The organism is Paenibacillus sp. FSL P2-0173 (assembly GCF_038008045.1).
GTDB lineage: Bacteria > Bacillota > Bacilli > Paenibacillales > Paenibacillaceae > Paenibacillus > Paenibacillus polymyxa_B.
Genome location: NZ_JBBOYK010000003.1, coordinates 449,483 through 466,686, shown reverse-complemented (window position 1 = coordinate 466,686; position 17,204 = coordinate 449,483). Strand labels below are relative to the sequence as shown.

Below are 17,204 nucleotides of genomic sequence, written 5' to 3'. Positions count from 1 at the left end.
CCCTGTATGAGCTTTAGCAATCCAGTTTTACGTGATGACATCTTTTTGCGCGAAGATGAAAGAGAAGCTAGTGAACAACGCATGACCATCGGAGGAACGGTGAACAAAACGTTGCTTCTGCTGGTTCTGCTCATCGTCTCTGGCAGCATTACCTGGTACATGACCTACGAGGGAACCGTAGAGGTGCTATCCTTGCTGACGGCAGGATTTATTGGTATGGCAGGCGTAGCACTTGCGATATCCTTTTTTCCAAAAACCGCTCCATTACTCTCTCCTGTATATGCGATTCTGAGTGGTTTTGCTTTGGGTGGCGTTTCAGCTTTTATGGAGTATGAGTACCCTGGAATTGTAGCCAATGCCATTTTGCTGACCGTGGGTATTTTGTTCTTAATGCTCTTTATGTACACACAGCGAATCATCAAGGTGACACGCGGCTTTATCTCATTCGTTGTCCTGTGTACGATGGCGATTTTTCTGGTGACGCTGGTTGATTTTATTTTGAACTTTTTCGGTATGAATGTTCCGTATATCCATGAAACGGGTTGGCTGGGTATTGGTATTAGTTTATTTATCGTGATCATTGCAGCTTTGAATCTGCTGGTTGATTTCAATTTTATTGAAGAGCAAGCAGATCAAGGTGCACCCAAATATATGGAATGGTATGGTGCTTTTGCATTGCTGGTGACTCTAGTATGGCTGTATGTACGGATTTTGGATCTGTTGGCCAAGTTCAGTAAGAGGGACTAAGTGCAGGGTGAGAAGAAAAGGATGGCTGAATGCCGTCCTTTTTTGTATTAAATAGACGGTTTAAAAATTGCATTTTACGTTAAATACATAGAAGTTGGGTAAAACATAAAGACAGACAGGAGAGGAGTGAGTGTATGTATCAAGTGGTGCTGGTTAGGCATGGAGAAAGCGTGTATAACCGACAAAACCTGTTTACGGGCTGGACGGACGTGGACCTGACTGAACAAGGGACTCATGAGGCCATTGAGGCGGGACGTATTCTCAAGGAGGCAGGATATACGTTTGATTTGGCATTTGCCTCTGTGCTAAAACGATCTATCCGCACGCTGTATCACATCTTGGATGAGCTGGATCATCTGTGGATACCTGTGCAGAAGTCATGGAAGCTGAATGAACGCCATTACGGTGCTCTTCAAGGGCTTAGCAAGCTGGATTCCGCCGTGCAATACGGCGAGGAGCAGGTTCATATCTGGCGGCGTAGCCTAACAGTGCGGCCACCCATGCTGGATGAGAAGGACGAGCGGAGTCCGCATCGGGAAGAGCGTTATCGCAATATTAAGCCAGAAGAGCTGCCGCTTGGGGAAAGTCTGGAGGACACAGTGCATCGGGTCGGTGAGTTTTGGAAGCAGCGGATTGTACCTTTGATTCTCAAAAAGGATCGAGTTATCATTTCTGCACATGGTAACACTTTGCGGGCCTTAATCAAGTATATGGAGAATCTGGACGAAACCGCATTGCTGGATTTGAATATTCCCACAGGCATTCCCCTGGTGTACGAGCTGGATGAGCATATAGATCCCATACGGCGCTTTTATCTCGGTGATCCGAGTCATGTAGAGGCTAAGAAGCAGGCCGTGGCCAACCAAAGCAAGGTAACGGAGTGACTTTCCATACACAAAGAGGACAGGGCGCTTCCTCGCATCCTGCCCTCTTTGTGTTGGGTATAGATTAAGCGTTCGCTTCTTCTTCTGTTTCCTGGCTGTCTTCCTCTGCGGGAAGTGCCCACACCGATACACTGCCGGCACGAACGGGAAATATGCCGTAGCCATCCTGCTCAATCTTTACGGTATGATCGTGACGCCCGGTCAAATCTATCCATTCTTCCGCTGCATGTTGTTTGCCTACGAACATGCGCTTTTCTCCGTCATTTGCGTTGGTGATCACCACAGCACATCCGGAGCCTTCCAGCTCAGGCACGCCTTGACGAACCCATCCAATCGTATGGGGATCATCGAAATAATCTTTTTGCTCACCATAAGCTTTATGGTATCGGGCATATAGAAGCGGGTCTAGCTCAGCCTGCTTGCCTTTGACGGGCGTTTGTCCCTGGATGCCGTAGTAATCGCCATAGAATACGCAGGGATAACCGTCCTTGCGCAGCAAGATAAGTGCATAGGCGCTGGGCTTGAACCAGTCCTCCACCCAGGATTCAAGCGCTTCATGCGGCTGGGAATCATGATTATCGACAAAAGTAACCGAGTTCAGGGGATGGGTATGAACAAGCGTATCCTCGAAAATGGTGCTTAAATCGAAATCCTTGCCACCCAAGGAAGCGCTATGTAGTTTGTAGTGGAGGGATACGTCAAATAGGTCGATTTTATAATCAATGGTATCCAGGAACTTTTGACACGATTCCAGATCCGGTTTCCAAAACTCGCCTACCATATAAAAATCCTGCCCGCGTTTTTTAATCATTTCTGTAGCAAACTCTCGTACAAATTCATGATTAATATGCTTGATTGCATCCAGACGGAATCCGTTGCATTGCAGAGTATCTACCAGCCATTTGCCCCAGCGGATCATCTCTTTGCGCACATCCTGATGATTATAATCAATATTGGCGAACATTAAATAATCATAATTGCCGAATTCATCATCTACATTTTCGCTCCAGCTTTTATTTTTACCTAAAATACGATAGATTCCTGTCCGGTCCTGGCTTGCATCGTAATCGGTTCCGTTAAAATGTTCAAAGTTCCATTGAAATGTGGAATACTGACCTTGACGGCCGGGGAACGTAAATTTAGTCCAGCCCTCGATATCAAAGGGCTCGGAAATGACCTCATTGCGGTTATCCGGATTGACCTCGACGACCTTGAACACTTCGGTTTCATCCGCGCCAGCCTTATGGTTCATAACCAGATCGACATAGACGGCCACACCGTGGCGAACGCAGGCGGCAACAGCCTCCAGCAGGTCTTCCCTGGTTCCGTATTTGGTGCGCACCGCACCTTTTTGGTCAAATTCGCCCAGATCATAAAGGTCATAGACGCCGTATCCCGTATCCTCGGGCGATTGGCCTTTGGTGACAGGTGGAATCCATATCGCGTCAATTCCTTTGGCCTTCAGTTCCGGCGCCAGGCGGGTAAGCTTCTTCCAGTGAGAACCGTCAGCTTCGACATTCCACTCGAAAAATTGCATCATCGTATGGTTCCTTTTCATGTGCGTCCCTCCTTCATATATAACAAGTTACCCACCAAGTGAGGGGGGCTAAACGTCAGACGGTCAATATGATGCTGAATGAAGAACAAGGATCGCTGTATAACGTATGCTAAATCATTAAAATTTGTTATACCTAAGTGTTCCCAACGACTCGGGTAGCTAGAAAAGGGAACGTGAAAACGGTAAAATGAATCTAACTTAACAATAGTTCGGGTTTTGGTGAAAACCGTAAAGCACAAGCAACAGAGGAAAGGAGGGGTGGACGTGACAGAACCGCAGCAGAACAAGGATGAAGCGAGCAAACCGCTGATTAAAAAATGTACGTATTGTCAGGAAATGAAACCTTTAACGGACTTTCAGCGCAGAACGGGTCGCCGGGCTGGTCCTTATTCACGGCGTGGTCCTTGCCGTTCCTGCCGAGGGTTGGCCCCGGCCCCGCAAGAACGTGCGGCTACGTCCGCTCCTTCCGGCGAGGAAACGAACCCCTCGGCTGCTCCCGTGAACCAGCATAGCCTTGAAGCAAATACGGCTGCACACAGCCTGGAGGCGCCACTACCTATGGAGGCACAACGCCACCGCAGGAAGCTGGTCACGGATAAAGCGCGTGAGCGCCACCGGCAACGGGTTCGGCATCTGCTTAGCAGGCTGAAGCCTGCGGATACCCGGGCATTGCGGCTCAATCGCAATGGCATGATTCGGCTAAGAGGCAAAACCGACCAGGGGAGACGCTGGCATCAAGAGATTGAGCTTGATCTGGCCATGACCCTGGTCAGAGAGCGTATGGCGGTGATTGTTAATCCATACACCGTGCGCAGACTGTATAGCAACAAGGAATTTCGTCAATATGTGCTTAAGCGTGACCGCTATACTTGCTTTTTTTGCGGAGACTACGGTGACACGATTGATCATTTACTGCCTCGGGCAAAAGGGGGGCACACGACGCCGGTCAATTGTGTATGTGCTTGCAATGAATGCAATCAAGTTAAGGCTGCCCGCGATGTAGATGAGTTCATTGAATCTGGTGTGCCGCAGCCGTCTCCTGATGATTTCGAAGCACCTGATAATCCTGATACTTCTGAAGACACCCTACGTACGTAGGGCGATTCTTGGAGCGTAGGTCCCTTAGTACAGTTCTACTTCAAAGCCGGATTCCTTCCAGGCTGTTGTTCCGCCTTCGATAAAAGCTACATTGGTAAAGCCCATCTGCTGGAGTGTATAAGCTGCCAATGCAGCTTGTCCGCCTGCCCCACAAGTGGTGATAATCGGGCGGTTGCGGTCACGTAGACGTTCGTCACGCAAATCCTGTGGAACCTCCAAGTCAGCGCGGATGGGCAGCATGCCCAATGAAATATTGGCGCTTCCGCGAATCAGACCGCAAGCGCCTGCATCATGGGAGTCCTGTACATCGATAACGAATGTATCAGGATTTGCCTCCATTCGCTGACGTGCCTCCTGTGAATCAATGCCCTGAACGTGCTGTCTCGCTTCTTGAACCATATCTCCAAATGTTTTAGCCATCGTTTTAAACCTCCGTATGAATATATTTTGTGTTATTTTCATATTATCGAACTGAAACGTACGCTCTCTATTACCCTCCTCTAGCATAAAATGACCCTTTTTTTAAGGGAAACTTGGACAAAAATCGAGCTTATTCTAATTTTTATCTAAAATAACAATAAAAATTTTGCAGAAATTTGTGCAAATTTAAAATTTCTTCGACGATTGTGTTGTGAAAGGTGTAATATAGAGGTATAGGGTTCCGTTTCGGCCTGTTGTAGTCACGAAGGAGCGCTTCGTGGGATATTCCGCAGCAGTAACAACAGAATACCGTCTGAGCAATATACAATTGGCATCTGCGATAAATCAGTCTTGCCCTTTAGGGTATAGGCCGGTTTTAGCTGTGCTTCTTGCATGTTTAAGGGCGTGAATTCAATGCACGTTTTATTGCTAGAGTTTATGGATACAGGTTACGAGAAAGGAATGGACTTCTATTTTCACAGTAAAGGAGGACGTTCACGCATGTCTGAAAACCAACAAGAGGTGGCAGTAACACAAGAAGCTACCAAAGAGTCTCGGGATGTATTGGACCAATTGATGAAACCGGAGGTTCAGCAATCGCTGACCGTGCTGGTAGAAAATCTGCCCAAGTTGACTGAGATGGTTACTTTGATGACCGATGCTTATGATGTAGCTCGCAGTCTGGCGACTGACCCTGTCTTTATCGGAGATATGAAAAGCTCCATGGGAGAGTTTGTGAAGCCTGTTACAGATTCGGCTAAAGGATTGGCTTCTGCTGCAATTGAAGCAAATGACCGTGTACAAACTACGGACGGCAGCGTAGGTCTGTTTGGCCTGCTCAAAATGCTTAAAGATCCGAATGTACAAAAAACGCTGCGTTTCAGCCAGGCTTTCCTGGATATTCTGAATGAGCGCCAACGCGAAAGCAAATAATTACCTGATCAAGAACGGAGGATGGACATGTCGAAGCAAATTTTGATCTTGGGCGGCGGATACGGCGGATTGCTGGCCGCTCTTACAGCACGCCAGCATATGGACGCTAGCCAAGCAACCATTACAGTGGTTAACCGCTTTGCGTCGCACCAAATTATTACGGAACTGCACCGTTTGGCGGCAGGTACAATTGCTGAAAAAGCTGTTGCGCTTCCTTTGGAAAAACTGCTGCGTAACAAGGAAATTATCCTGAAAGTGGATACTGTTTCCGAAATCAAGCCTGACGATAAAAAAGTAACCTTGGCCAGTGGCGCTACGTTGAGCTATGACGCTCTCGTTATTTCCCTGGGCAGTGAAACGGCTTACTTCGGTATTCCAGGACTGCAAGAGCATAGCTTCACGCTGAAATCAGTGGCAGAAGCCAATCGCATTCGCGCACATGTGGAAGCTCGTCTGGATGCTTACAAGCAATCCGGTAACCAAGCGGACGCTACAATCGTTATCGGTGGTGGCGGTCTGACTGGCGTTGAGCTGGTGGGCGAATATGCTGACAAATTGCCTGCAATTTGTCGCGAAAAAGGTATTAACTACGAAGATATCAACTTGTATTGCGTAGAAGCTGGACCATCTATTTTGGCAGGCTTCCCTCAACCACTGGTTGATCGTGCAGTAACAAGCCTTGAAAAACGTGGCGTTCAAATCGTAGCGGGTGTTCCGATTACAGAAATGAAAGCTGACGAAGTTCTCTTGAAAGACGGACGTTCGATCAAAACGAACACACTGATCTGGACAGGCGGCGTACAAGGTAATGCACTGGTTGGCGCATCTGGTATCGAAGTAAACCGTGGTCGCGCAACTGTGAATGGTGCGCTGCAATCGACTTCTCACGAAGACATCTTCCTCGCTGGCGACAGTGCAGTGGTGTTCCCGAGTGAAGGCGAGCGTCCATACCCACCAACTGCACAGTTGGCTTGGCAAATGGGCGAATTAGTTGGTTACAACATCTTCGCTTATTTCAACGGAGCGAAAATGGAACGCTTTACACCAGTATTCTCCGGTACACTGGGCAGCTTGGGCAGAACAGACGCGATTGGTACTGTAGGCGCGAATGGCACCCAACTGAAAGGCGCTGTAGCCACTTTGATGAAGGAAGGCAGTAACATCCGTTACTTGTCCCACATCAAAGGACTTTTTGCATTGGCCTATTAATATTTCTTACATTTTATATGGTTCATTGGAAGAGAGCGCTATTCAGCGCTCTCTTTTTTGTAGCTTTTCTTTTCGACACTAGCGATACTCACGATTCATTAGTCTTAATTCACTTTCATCTTCGCTAACTCTGCCACCTGTGCAGGAGGGAGCTCACCTTCAAATATATTCAGCTCATCAATAGATCCTTTGAACGCAGGGTCCCACCAGTTGACACCTAAGCTGAATGTTCCAGATTTAGAGGTAAAGACATCTGGAAATCCTGAGCCGGTAAATTGAATCTTTCCATTCACATACAAGGCTAACATTCCACGATCTACAGTGAAGGCGAGATGTGTCCATTCATTTGTTTTGATCTTTAGGCCGGTACTGCCAGTATACCAAGGTGAGCTGCCGGACCAGACCATTGTGTTATCCTTCTCAGGTCCTCTGGGCAAAAGGCTAATCCAGTGATTACTATCCATAGCTCCAAAGAAAGTTGGTGTATGAACAGTCAATTCGCTTGGTTTTACCCACAGTGACACGGAATATGCTGAGCTGGATATGAGTCCTTCAGGCAGAGCAATGCCCGACTTTCCATCAAGGACTACAGCTTGGCCTCTTACGCCTTCAGCGTAGGACACACTCCCTCCCTGGCGATCGATTCGGTCACCGATAACTTCGCCATTAGCAAAAGCATCTTGCTGATCCTCCAGATTATTTTCAAACGTGTATGACGCAGTCAATGTTGCCTTCTCATAAGGGGATACCGTGATGTTAAAAATTTTGTCCCGACTACGTTCTCCCTTGGTAATGGTAGCTGTCAAAGTGGCAGATGCAGCCTTTTCTCCGATTCCTGGACGCTTGATTTCACCTGTATCCGTAATGACGCTTTGGTCTGAAGTTTTCCAGGTAATCCGGGATTGCCGACTGCCTTCCTTCGGAAGATTCAGGCTAGCCGTCACCCGACTTGTATCGCCAAGATCTAATTCACGATACACACTGTCCACTACTGTCGTATCGGTCATATCAGGGAGCTTACTGCCCCAAGCCTTCTCACCTTTATTCGATAAAACTGTAAACGCCAGGATGTATTGATTCGTAACCTGATCCCATTGTCTTAAGAACACCCCATCCAATACAGCACCATCCAGTGTTAATTGGATATTCGAATCCCCCGACTTGCGCCATGTTCCTTGCACATCGCCTTCAATGGTATGATCTGCTTTAAGCTGAATGAATTGCGTATTCTTGATCGTAGCCGAAGAATCACTGCCATGATTAATATATTGATAATCGCCAATGAATTGTTTCTCATCTAGCTTTGTAAGCGTCTCGCCACCGTAACGATAAGGAGCTACGACTGGCCAGTCCTCCTGATTCATGAACATTTGGTGTACACGCAGCTCATGTGTCTCCCCCTGATGAGGGAATCGGGTATGAAAGACGACAAACATTTGTCCAGTAGCAGGATCGGTGTATACAGAATTGTGTCCAGGGGAAACATAGCCGTAGCCAGTGCCTGTACCGGGGTCACCTATTTTACTATCGAACAAGAAATTACCTATTAACTTGTTGCCATAAGTTATATTTTTGGTATTTGCTGGCAAAACAGCATTCTGTCCTTTGGCATCTTTATAAGGTCCTGTCGGACTCTTGGAACGGAATAACCTCATGTTATACCCCCCGTCCGCTGCAAGACCGCCGTAGGTTACATACAAATAGTAATAACCCGTCTCCTGGTTGTATTCAATATACGGACCTTCCCCTGACTCACCGTATCCACCTGCGATCTTGGTGCCAAAATAACGATCAATGAGCCGACCGTCTTCTGTAGTTCCATCTTGACCTGGGTACATGGGTTTGCCAGTTGCTTTATCCAGCTCCAGTAAAAATATTCCCCCGGACCATGATCCATACGTCATCCACAAGCGACCGTTTGCATCGTAAAAAACGCTTGCATCGATTGCATTTGGGAACATCCGATTCGCATAAGAACCATCGGTATTAAACCATCCCGGTCTGGGCCCCTCAAGCTTGCCTTCCTTAATAAGTTGTTGAATCGGCGTATTTGTCCATTTTTTATCTACCTTGCTATCTTTATCGAAAGCAGTCTCCTTCGTAAAACCAGTGTGTATAATGGTATCCACATATTGATATGGACCCTCGATTTTGGGTGCAACTGCAATGCCGATCGCGGAACGAATGTAGGTGGAAGATGCACTATAATAAATCATATATGCCCCTTTTGTCCCATCCTCATTGACATAATGCTCATTCCAAAATACATCGGGCGCCCATACCGAGAATCCTCCCTTACTATCCGCATCATTCTCACCCGCCCAAGCGAAAGATCCGGCCAGATTCTTCGATAAATCCCCGTAAAGTGTGTTCCCAGGCGTGGTGTAACCGTTTGCAAAAGAAGTCCAGTTTGTAAGATCTTTTGACTTCGCCGCAGAGATATGTGACCCAAATACATAATAAGTGTCACCGTCTTTGACAATGGAAGGGTCATGAACCGATACATTAGAGAAGGTTGGCGCATCCTGCTTTTTGTTTTGGTCTGGCACTGTTGCCGCCGCGTCTATTGCACCTAATGGTGCGCTTGCGATTGCTAATAATAATGTTAGTGTTATTGCAATGCTTTTCCTGACTTTACGTTTAACAAAACTTCTCATCATACACATTTGCCCCTTTCTAAATTGGAATACAGTGATATATTCTGCTTTCATTGCTAAATACCTTTCTATTTATAAATATTATTAATGTATTTATGAATTATATGGCTATAAGGAAGGTTTTAGCATCCAACATCGAGATATACCTGTAAGGTGAATCCTCATTATTATAGAGTGAGCCAACTGGATGGTATGATCTTTATTTAGATAAAAATTATAAATTATGGTTGACGTTATGTTTTTGTGAGGATAAGCTAGTTATGAAAAATAAGTCGTAAGAACTGTTACTTGAACAAATTTTTGTTTTAGCCTAAACGCTAACAAAGGAGAGCATTATGAAAATCAGACTGTTGGTCTGCCTTATGATTGTACTAAGTTTTGCTACTACAAACTCGAATTTGGCATCGGCTCAAGATCATACCCCCATACACTTGAAGGTCAATGATCATTACGTTTTATACACCTACCCTGCATCCCCCTTTGTGGATAAGAAGGGAAGGCTGCTTATACCGCTCCAAGTGGCTGAGGATATACTGGGCGGTAAAGTAACTTATAATGCAGCGAACAAAACCGCTTCTGTTGATCTGTTAGACCGTAATGTAACGGCAACGATTGGATCACCCGATATATCGGTTAACGGCGAACCCATGACAATGGACACAGTTCCTATCATGCTAAGTAATGCAATGTTTTTACCGGTATCCATTTTGTTGAAAGATACAGATGCGAAGATGGAGTGGGATTCCAAGCGTGGCTTATTGAAGCTAAGGCATGATAGCTTTACGGAAAGTCCAGTTCTTATGAGGTTTAAGGGACAAGACTTGGCCCAAGTCATTGATGCGAATGCATTTGATCTTATTTCCTTTGACTGGGATCAAAGGCAAGGTGTATTGAATATTCATGCTACGTATAAGAGTGACTTATCGCCCGCCTTCAAGCAAATTGACTTTAATCCTATGATTGTATATAGCAAAGGGACCTATACTGTAGATCCTTATTCTAAACCCGGTTCATTTCACAAAGTGAAAATAACCAGCCACGGTCATTTGGTTTATACAATGAATATTGATACAATTGACGCTGATAATGATTATATAAAATATATTACTTCTGTTGGCAGATTAATTAAGTAGTGAAATGTATGTTGCTTGTACATCAAAAAAAAGCGACAAAGGCTTTGTAGCCTTTGTCGCTTTTTTTGAAAGATTAATCTTAGAAGGTAATAATTTGGCTGCTGTTTCCTTTATTGCGTACGTATCCCACGACTTTGGATACAGACTCTCTGTCTTTAAGATAATTAATAACGCCGTCTGTCAGGTTATTTTTTTGATTGTTGGAAAGTTTATTCCAGTCATCCGAATTTACATAGACATCAACGGTGGCTTCACTGCTATCACCTCTTACGGTGAAATCAAAGCCGACTCCGCTATAGGTGCCATATCTATCGGACAAATTACGTTGGATCGTACTTGTATCCAGAGTAGAGGCTAATTTCTTAATTGTCACATCACCTTTGCTGTTGGTTGTAAAGGTTGCTAATTTATCTCTATTACTGGAATTTTTCACTGTGCCTTCAATATCGGCATCTTTGTACTCTTTCAAAATATCATCCACGATGTCCTCCAGGTAGCTTTCCCTTCTGCTATCGGATAGATCATCCCATCTGGATTTTGTCATTTCAATGGTTACTGTAATATCGCTTTTGTTACCATCCAGCGTAATATCCGAGTTGGTGTTGTAGGAATCGCTGTAATCCTTGTTCAGTTGCTTTTGAAGATCTTTCAAGGTGCTAGAGCTGCTTTTGCTCGCGTCATCTTTTAGCGTCTGGTTGTCTTTTTGCAATTGAGCAATGGTAGCGTCCTTCGTCGTGTTCGCTGCTTTCGCTGTGTTGAGCTCTTGAGTCAGCGTCGTAATCTGGTTGTTCAACGCCGTAACTGTAGACTGATCAATCGGAACGCCGTTGTCGGCAATGACTACGCGTTTGTTTGTACCATCCCATGTTACCTTTTTATCCAAAGCTGTACCTGCCAGCTTCAGTGGGATATACGTTACGCCATCCAGCAGGAACGGTTCTGTTTTGGCATCATAAGGAACCTCGGTTCCGTTGTAGATGATTTTGATATTGTTATATACTGCTTGGATCGGCTTAGTCACTTGTGCGGCATATGTGGATTGGCTGAAAAGAGCCCCGGATATGGCCAAGGCGGATACGGCAGTGATGATGACAGGTTTTTTGATAGATTTCAGTGATTTCATTCGTTGGTCTACCCCTTTATTTAAGAATTATAGCCTGGTTCATAGACTAGAGTAACATTAATGCCTACAAAATCCAACAGGTTGGAGAGTCATTATGGGTCGTGCTTATATTGGTTAGACGCAACAGCAACCGTAAAAGTTGCCCTGTTTGCGCAAAAGTTTTTCCAAAAGTATCCGAACAACACAAAACAAGCCCGCTGCACAAGACAGCGTGACTTGTTGGTAAAATAGTGCGTCGAGGTATCCATTCAGGATTATTTGCCGTCCTTCAGTTTGCCTGCTGTTTCCTGAAGATGGCCTTTGGCCTTATCCAGTTTGCCTTCGGCTTGAAGGGACTTATTATCGGTAGCGTTCCCGATTTGGTCCTTGATTTCACCTTTGGCTTTGTTCACATTACCTTTGATTTTATCGCTAGTTCCGTTATCCTTCATGTTGTAGCCCTCCTTATGTGATCGAACTTTCATTCAGCATGCTGTAGTTAGTCATTACCCGAGCGAGGGTAATACGAAACCAGAGGCTGTATATCACAGACGGGGGTATAATGTTGGATACGGGTTAAATCAGAACGTGAAGTGGGGAGTGAGCGCATGCTCAAAATTTTATTGTTTATTCTTGTTATTCAAATTATTTACGTATCGGCGTATACACTGCGCATGATTCTGACGCTGAAAGGACAGAAGTACATTGCTGCGCTCATTAGCACCGTGGAAGTTACGGTCTATGTGTTGGGCTTGAATGTTGTGCTTAAGTACCTGGATCAAGTGGCAAGTCTTGCAGTATACGCCATTGGCTATGCATTGGGCATTCTTATTGGAGCATGGATTGAGGAAAAAATAGCGCTTGGTTATGTCACCGTTAAGGTGATCAGTAATGAGATCAATGGAGGAATTGCCAATGCGCTGCGGGACAAAGGATACGGTGTTACAGCCTGGCTGGGCAGTGGACGTGATGGAGAGCGCCTGGTGATGGAAATTTTGGCTAAACGGAAAAACCAGAATAAGCTGTATCAGTCCATTCTGGAGCTGGATCCTAAGGCTTTTGTCATTACGGTAGAGCCGAAGCAATTTCATGGCGGCTTCTGGACCAAGGCTATCCGTAAATAAACATTTTGGTAAATTGCGCATATTTTTTGGACGTTAGAGCATATTAATACCCGGACAGGTGGAAATTAACAGTAAGCCGACAGGGGATATTACCCTATAAAAACCGAGGGGGAATATAGATGTACAGACGCCAGGCCCCGGAAATCATTCCAGAGGAAAATACGGCTATTTGGTCGTGTACAAACGAGGGTTGCAACGGTTGGATGCGAACGGATTTCACCTTTTTGAACGAGCCAGCTTGTCCACTTTGCCAAGCCTCGATGGGGCAAGAAATGCGGATGCTGCCGATTCTCAATCGGGCGGGCAATTCCTTTGTCGCCCAGCGCTCCTAATCCAGGATTTTGCAAAATCTACAATTGAATGTGAGTACGATGATCACACTGCAGAATTTATGAACGTCAAAAGCCGCTCCAGCGACATGCTGAGCGGCTTTTGGTTGTGGAAATTAGAGTAGGGGTGACCTGTCCCCAAGTAAGGTATGCATTGATCATGGTCTCTGGATGGGCTGCACGGAATCACGATATACAATATGTCCCTGCACCAGGACTCGACCAAAGCGGCTACCGGGATGGCTTATTTTTTTCATCATCGAATCAATCGCGGTACGTGCCATCTGCTCGATGTCTACTCCGACCGTGGTCAGTTGCGGAACAATAAGAGTGGCGTATACATCGTTGTCAAAGCCGACCACAGAGCAGTCTTCAGGTACGCGGTATCCCAGACCAATGAGCTTATGCACCAGATTGTGAGCGACCTGATCGCAGTTACATACAAAGGCAGTTGGTAGCGGCTGAGGAAGCTCCATTTCAACATAAGTACCTTCGTCGTCCCGGTCACTGAGCACCCACTCGTTACGGAGGGGCAACCTGTGCTCCAGCAAGGATTTATAGTAGCCGAGGAAACGATCCTGAATACTACTGGTGGAATAGATATTACCCACATATGCAATATCCCGGTGTCCCTGGGCGATCAAATAGTTGGTCAGCTCGTAGGCTCCGTAAAAATTATCCGTCACCACGGAGTCGATATCGGCATGCTCATCATAAAAATCGAGAAACATTTTGGGTAGGTCCATGGTTTGTACAAGCTCAATATATGGCTTGCTCACTTGGCCCAGGAGAATGAAGCCGTCCACCTTGCGGTCGTAATAGATACGTGGCAGATTAAGCTGTTCTTCGTCTTCGCGATGGAGGATGTGAAGGATACCGTAGTAGCCGTATGGCTCCAGTGCCCGTGAAATTTGCTGGTAGATGTGCAGATAAAACGATTGGCCAGGGCCGGTAAAACGTTCAGGGATGACAACACCAATGTTATAGGTGAGGCCCTCCTTCATGGACTTGGCAACGGTATTGAAACGATAACCCATTTCTCCTGCGAGCGTCTTAATACGCTCTTTTAGCTCCTCGCTAACCCCATCCTTGTCATTGAGCGCCTTCGACACGGTCACGCTGCTTACTCCCAGCTTATCTGCAATATCCCGCATCGTTACGTTGCTCTTCATTCCTGTTCCGCCTTCCAATTTTAAAAAGATAAGCATTTTGCCTAATCCAGAGAATGGATGCAAAATGCTGGGGAATATATCAGTAGCTTAGCCGCCTGTAAAAATCCAAAAGACTTAGCAGGGTTGCTGTCCTGTAAAGATACAAAGACTGGCAGCATGGCTGCCCATAGACAACTGTTAGCCTGCGGGTAACAGTTGTTCTATGGATAGTATACATGGTTCCGCAAGCAGGATAAAGCCTGCGGCTTATGTCCGCTGGGAAGGACGGGAGTGTGCTTGCAATAGCGCTTCATTGTGATGAATTAGCTCACGACGAACAGCGGCGCTGCTGAGAGAGCGCAACGGGTCGGATGGTGTATTGAAGGTGTAGTCCTCCAGTCGAGCGATGGTGGTCGTCGCTACGTGGATACGGGTATCACTGGATGCGTAGTAAATAAAGACTTCATCTTGTTCGTTAACGACTGCCCCATTGCAAAAAATAACATTCGAAACGTCGCCCACGCGTTCCTCATCATAAGGAGCCAGAAAGTGCCCGCCGGGCTTAGCGATGACGCGCGTAGGGTCTTCCAGACTGGTGGCAAAGGTATACAGCACATACCGCAGCCCAGCGGCCGTATTGCGTACCCCGTGAGCGATATGAATCCAGCCGCGACTGGTTTTGATCGGGGCAGGGCCCTGACCATTCTTGGCTTCGTACACCGTATGATAACAACGCTCATCAATGACGGTTTCGTGTTCAATCACGGGTTGTGTAATATCTTTGCACAGGCCGAAGGCGATGCCTCCGCCCGAGCCGGTGGAAATAAATCCGTCCTGGGGACGAGTATAGAAGGCGTATTGACCGTCCACAAATTCAGGGTGCAGGACAACGTTGCGTTGCTGTGGGGACTGGGTAGTGATGTTGGGAAGCCGGGTCCATGTACGAAGATCACGAGTACGGACCAGTCCGGCCTGAGCGACAGCACTGGAGGTATCGTGAGGTGGTGCGTCAGGGTCTTTTTTCTCTGAGCAATAAATACCGTAAATCCAGCCGTCCTCATGCTTCACCAGCCGCATATCGTACATATTTGTTTCTTCTGGGTCGATATCCTCCCATACTAGGGGGGCGTCAATGAATCGAAATTGATCAATGCCGTTATCGCTCTCTGCTAAAGCGAAAAATGATTTTCGATCCAGTCCCTCGGTACGCGAAACAAGAATGTATTTTCCTTCATGATAGATTGCCCCTGGATTCAATGCCGCATTTACACCCAGCCGCTCCATGAAAAAGGGATTAGTTTGCGCATCCAGATCAAACCGCCAGTGAAGTGGAACATGATGGCGTGTGAGCACTGGATAGAGGTAGCGTTCGTAGATACCATTATAAAAGGTAGTTTTAACCTCATTGGGGCGTGTAATCAGTTCCTCTTGCTGCAACCGCAGCTCATTGTATTTGCTATGGATCATTGGTTTTCCATCCTTTCTAGCATTTCTATGCAAAATCGGCTGTTGTGATAAGGGCACTTCCAGGGTCCTGCAATCTCTCTCGCATCAGGCTTACCATCCGCTTGAACTGACCAGAACCATTCGCCTCCGGGGCGCGGATCGATGATATATTGCCGGGTATAGGACCATAGATTTTTCACAATTTGCAAAAAACGTTCGTCTTTTGTACGTTGAAACGCATTGTAAAAACCAACCATCCCCTCGGCCTGTACCCACCAGATACGTGAGGTGTCTACTCGCTCTCCTTCCCGCTCATTGATGAGCGATCCGTCTGGCTGAACAGCGCGCTCTGCTACCGCATTGGCAATATCCATCACCATATCCACGTATTCTGACGGGTAATAACCCAGCACATTCATAGCGTCTTCAATCAACCAGCTGGCTTCGATGTCGTGACCATATGAGGTCAGGTCAAGCAGAGAGCGCCATTCACGATCGAAAAATACCCCCAGTCGCCGGGCAGAAGCATCGTAAACACGATGATATAAAATATCCAGTACGTTCGTCAGTGCATCTCGAACCTCTTCATTTGGCCAGACGCGCAGCAATTGGGTATACGCCTCCAAAACATGAATATGCGTATTCATGGTGATATGCGCGGTGACTCCATTTTCGCTGAGTAGCTCATTAGGCTGCGTGTTCCACAAGCGGTCATATTGTTCGCCGTATGCCTGTCGGGTGCGATCATATCCTTTTTGCTCCAGCAGATGGAACAGCTCCATAGCTAGTGGTAATGCATTCGGGTCGTCTGTGGCACGTGCATACTCTGCTATCGCATAGATCGCAAATGCCTGCGCGTATACATGCTTGCACGTGTCCACGGGTTGCCCGGTGTAGTCCACCATCCAGTACATTCCTCCATGTAATGGATCAAGCAGGTGATTCCGCAGGAATGTGAATGCATGTCGTGCGGCTTCTGCATAGGTATTTTCCCCTGTTACACGGGCAGCCGCCGAGAATGACCAGAGTAGCCGTGCAGTGGCAATCCCGCCTTTGTTAGCTTGGTTATGAATGTGCAGATCCACGTCCACCTCGCCGTAAAACCCACCGTGTGTCTCATCCTTCAGTCCAAGCCAGAATGGGAGTATGTGCTCCTTCCATTCCTGTCTAATTTCGTCCAGTAGTGTTTCCAAGAGACAAAGCCTCCTTCGGAAAATAAGTTATTAGGTTATCGTTAACTTTACAGAAGTATCATATCTAGGTGTTTGTAAACTGTCAACCATGCTAAATTGGTGTTTTTTTATAAGATGTGACCCATTCCACTTTACAAAAAGAATATTGCAATTGACATAGTAAGCGCTAACATAATAAAATGATTTTGTTACTTTAACGATAACCTTATTCGAAAACAAC

At 46.4% G+C, this 17,204-nt stretch carries 16 protein-coding genes; 8 read left to right on the top strand and 8 right to left on the bottom strand.

The genetic code is table 11. From position 1 onward, the window contains the following. Positions 1–6: 6 nt before the first annotated feature. Both MKX30_RS18515 and gpmA read left to right on the top strand, forming a co-directional pair. Entirely contained in the window at positions 7–747 is a 741-nt protein-coding gene (locus tag MKX30_RS18515; RefSeq protein ID WP_023990900.1) for a Bax inhibitor-1/YccA family protein, read from the top strand. Positions 748–881: 134 nt separating this feature from the next. After that, positions 882–1,631: a 2,3-diphosphoglycerate-dependent phosphoglycerate mutase gene (gene gpmA / locus MKX30_RS18510; RefSeq protein ID WP_025721385.1), complete on the top strand. Its 750-nt coding sequence runs from the start codon at positions 882–884 to the stop codon at positions 1,629–1,631. Positions 1,632–1,695: 64 nt separating this feature from the next. Here the strand turns inward: gpmA and MKX30_RS18505 are convergent, their stop codons facing one another. Continuing rightward, positions 1,696–3,189 (bottom strand): alpha-amylase, encoded by a 1,494-nt coding sequence (locus tag MKX30_RS18505; RefSeq protein WP_023990898.1) that lies wholly within the window; start codon positions 3,187–3,189, stop codon positions 1,696–1,698. A gap of 264 nt (positions 3,190–3,453) precedes the next feature. On the opposite strand from MKX30_RS18505, the gene MKX30_RS18500 reads away from it, so the two are divergent. Further along, positions 3,454–4,287, top strand: coding sequence for an HNH endonuclease (locus tag MKX30_RS18500; RefSeq protein WP_076264540.1), 834 nt, complete (start codon positions 3,454–3,456; stop codon positions 4,285–4,287). Between the two features lie 24 nt (positions 4,288–4,311). On the opposite strand, the gene MKX30_RS18495 is transcribed toward MKX30_RS18500, so the two are convergent. Continuing rightward, positions 4,312–4,707, bottom strand: coding sequence for a rhodanese-like domain-containing protein (locus MKX30_RS18495; RefSeq protein WP_023990896.1), 396 nt, complete (start codon positions 4,705–4,707; stop codon positions 4,312–4,314). Between the two features lie 501 nt (positions 4,708–5,208). Here MKX30_RS18495 and MKX30_RS18490 point away from each other — a divergent pair. Beyond that, complete coding sequence (locus tag MKX30_RS18490; RefSeq protein ID WP_013312528.1) at positions 5,209–5,640, top strand: DUF1641 domain-containing protein; 432 nt, start codon at positions 5,209–5,211, stop codon at positions 5,638–5,640. A gap of 27 nt (positions 5,641–5,667) precedes the next feature. After that, the gene (locus MKX30_RS18485; RefSeq protein WP_023990895.1) at positions 5,668–6,849 is read left to right on the top strand and encodes an NAD(P)/FAD-dependent oxidoreductase; all 1,182 of its coding nucleotides are present in this window, start codon (positions 5,668–5,670) and stop codon (positions 6,847–6,849) included. Positions 6,850–6,953: 104 nt separating this feature from the next. On the opposite strand, the gene MKX30_RS18480 is transcribed toward MKX30_RS18485, so the two are convergent. After that, complete coding sequence (locus MKX30_RS18480) at positions 6,954–9,509, bottom strand: LamG-like jellyroll fold domain-containing protein (RefSeq protein WP_341063216.1); 2,556 nt, start codon at positions 9,507–9,509, stop codon at positions 6,954–6,956. Between the two features lie 332 nt (positions 9,510–9,841). On the opposite strand from MKX30_RS18480, the gene MKX30_RS18475 reads away from it, so the two are divergent. After that, entirely contained in the window at positions 9,842–10,639 is a 798-nt protein-coding gene (locus MKX30_RS18475; RefSeq protein ID WP_069080709.1) for a copper amine oxidase N-terminal domain-containing protein, read from the top strand. A gap of 79 nt (positions 10,640–10,718) precedes the next feature. On the opposite strand, the gene MKX30_RS18470 is transcribed toward MKX30_RS18475, so the two are convergent. Beyond that, entirely contained in the window at positions 10,719–11,762 is a 1,044-nt protein-coding gene (locus tag MKX30_RS18470) for a stalk domain-containing protein (protein WP_076295221.1), read from the bottom strand. Positions 11,763–12,016: 254 nt separating this feature from the next. Continuing rightward, a complete protein-coding gene (locus MKX30_RS18465) occupies positions 12,017–12,193 on the bottom strand; it encodes a CsbD family protein (protein ID WP_013312524.1) in 177 nt (58 codons plus the stop codon). A 156-nt stretch (positions 12,194–12,349) separates the two neighbouring features. Here MKX30_RS18465 and MKX30_RS18460 point away from each other — a divergent pair, with 156 nt between their 5' ends. After that, on the top strand, positions 12,350–12,865 hold the full coding sequence (locus tag MKX30_RS18460; protein WP_023990890.1) for a DUF2179 domain-containing protein: 516 nt from the start codon (positions 12,350–12,352) through the stop codon (positions 12,863–12,865). 119 nt (positions 12,866–12,984) lie between these two features. Next, a complete protein-coding gene (locus MKX30_RS18455; RefSeq protein WP_023990889.1) occupies positions 12,985–13,197 on the top strand; it encodes a cold-shock protein in 213 nt (70 codons plus the stop codon). A 155-nt stretch (positions 13,198–13,352) separates the two neighbouring features. Here the strand turns inward: MKX30_RS18455 and MKX30_RS18450 are convergent, their stop codons facing one another. From MKX30_RS18450 to MKX30_RS18440, 3 genes are all read right to left on the bottom strand, one after another. Then, positions 13,353–14,366, bottom strand: coding sequence for a substrate-binding domain-containing protein (locus tag MKX30_RS18450; RefSeq protein ID WP_023990888.1), 1,014 nt, complete (start codon positions 14,364–14,366; stop codon positions 13,353–13,355). Between the two features lie 246 nt (positions 14,367–14,612). Next, positions 14,613–15,812, bottom strand: a complete 1,200-nt coding sequence (locus MKX30_RS18445; RefSeq protein ID WP_028540814.1) for a glycoside hydrolase family 130 protein — start codon at positions 15,810–15,812, stop codon at positions 14,613–14,615. Next, positions 15,809–16,984, bottom strand: a complete 1,176-nt coding sequence (locus tag MKX30_RS18440) for an AGE family epimerase/isomerase (protein WP_279833407.1) — start codon at positions 16,982–16,984, stop codon at positions 15,809–15,811. The genes MKX30_RS18445 and MKX30_RS18440 overlap by 4 nt, the downstream gene beginning before the upstream one ends. Positions 16,985–17,204 lie beyond the last annotated feature (220 nt).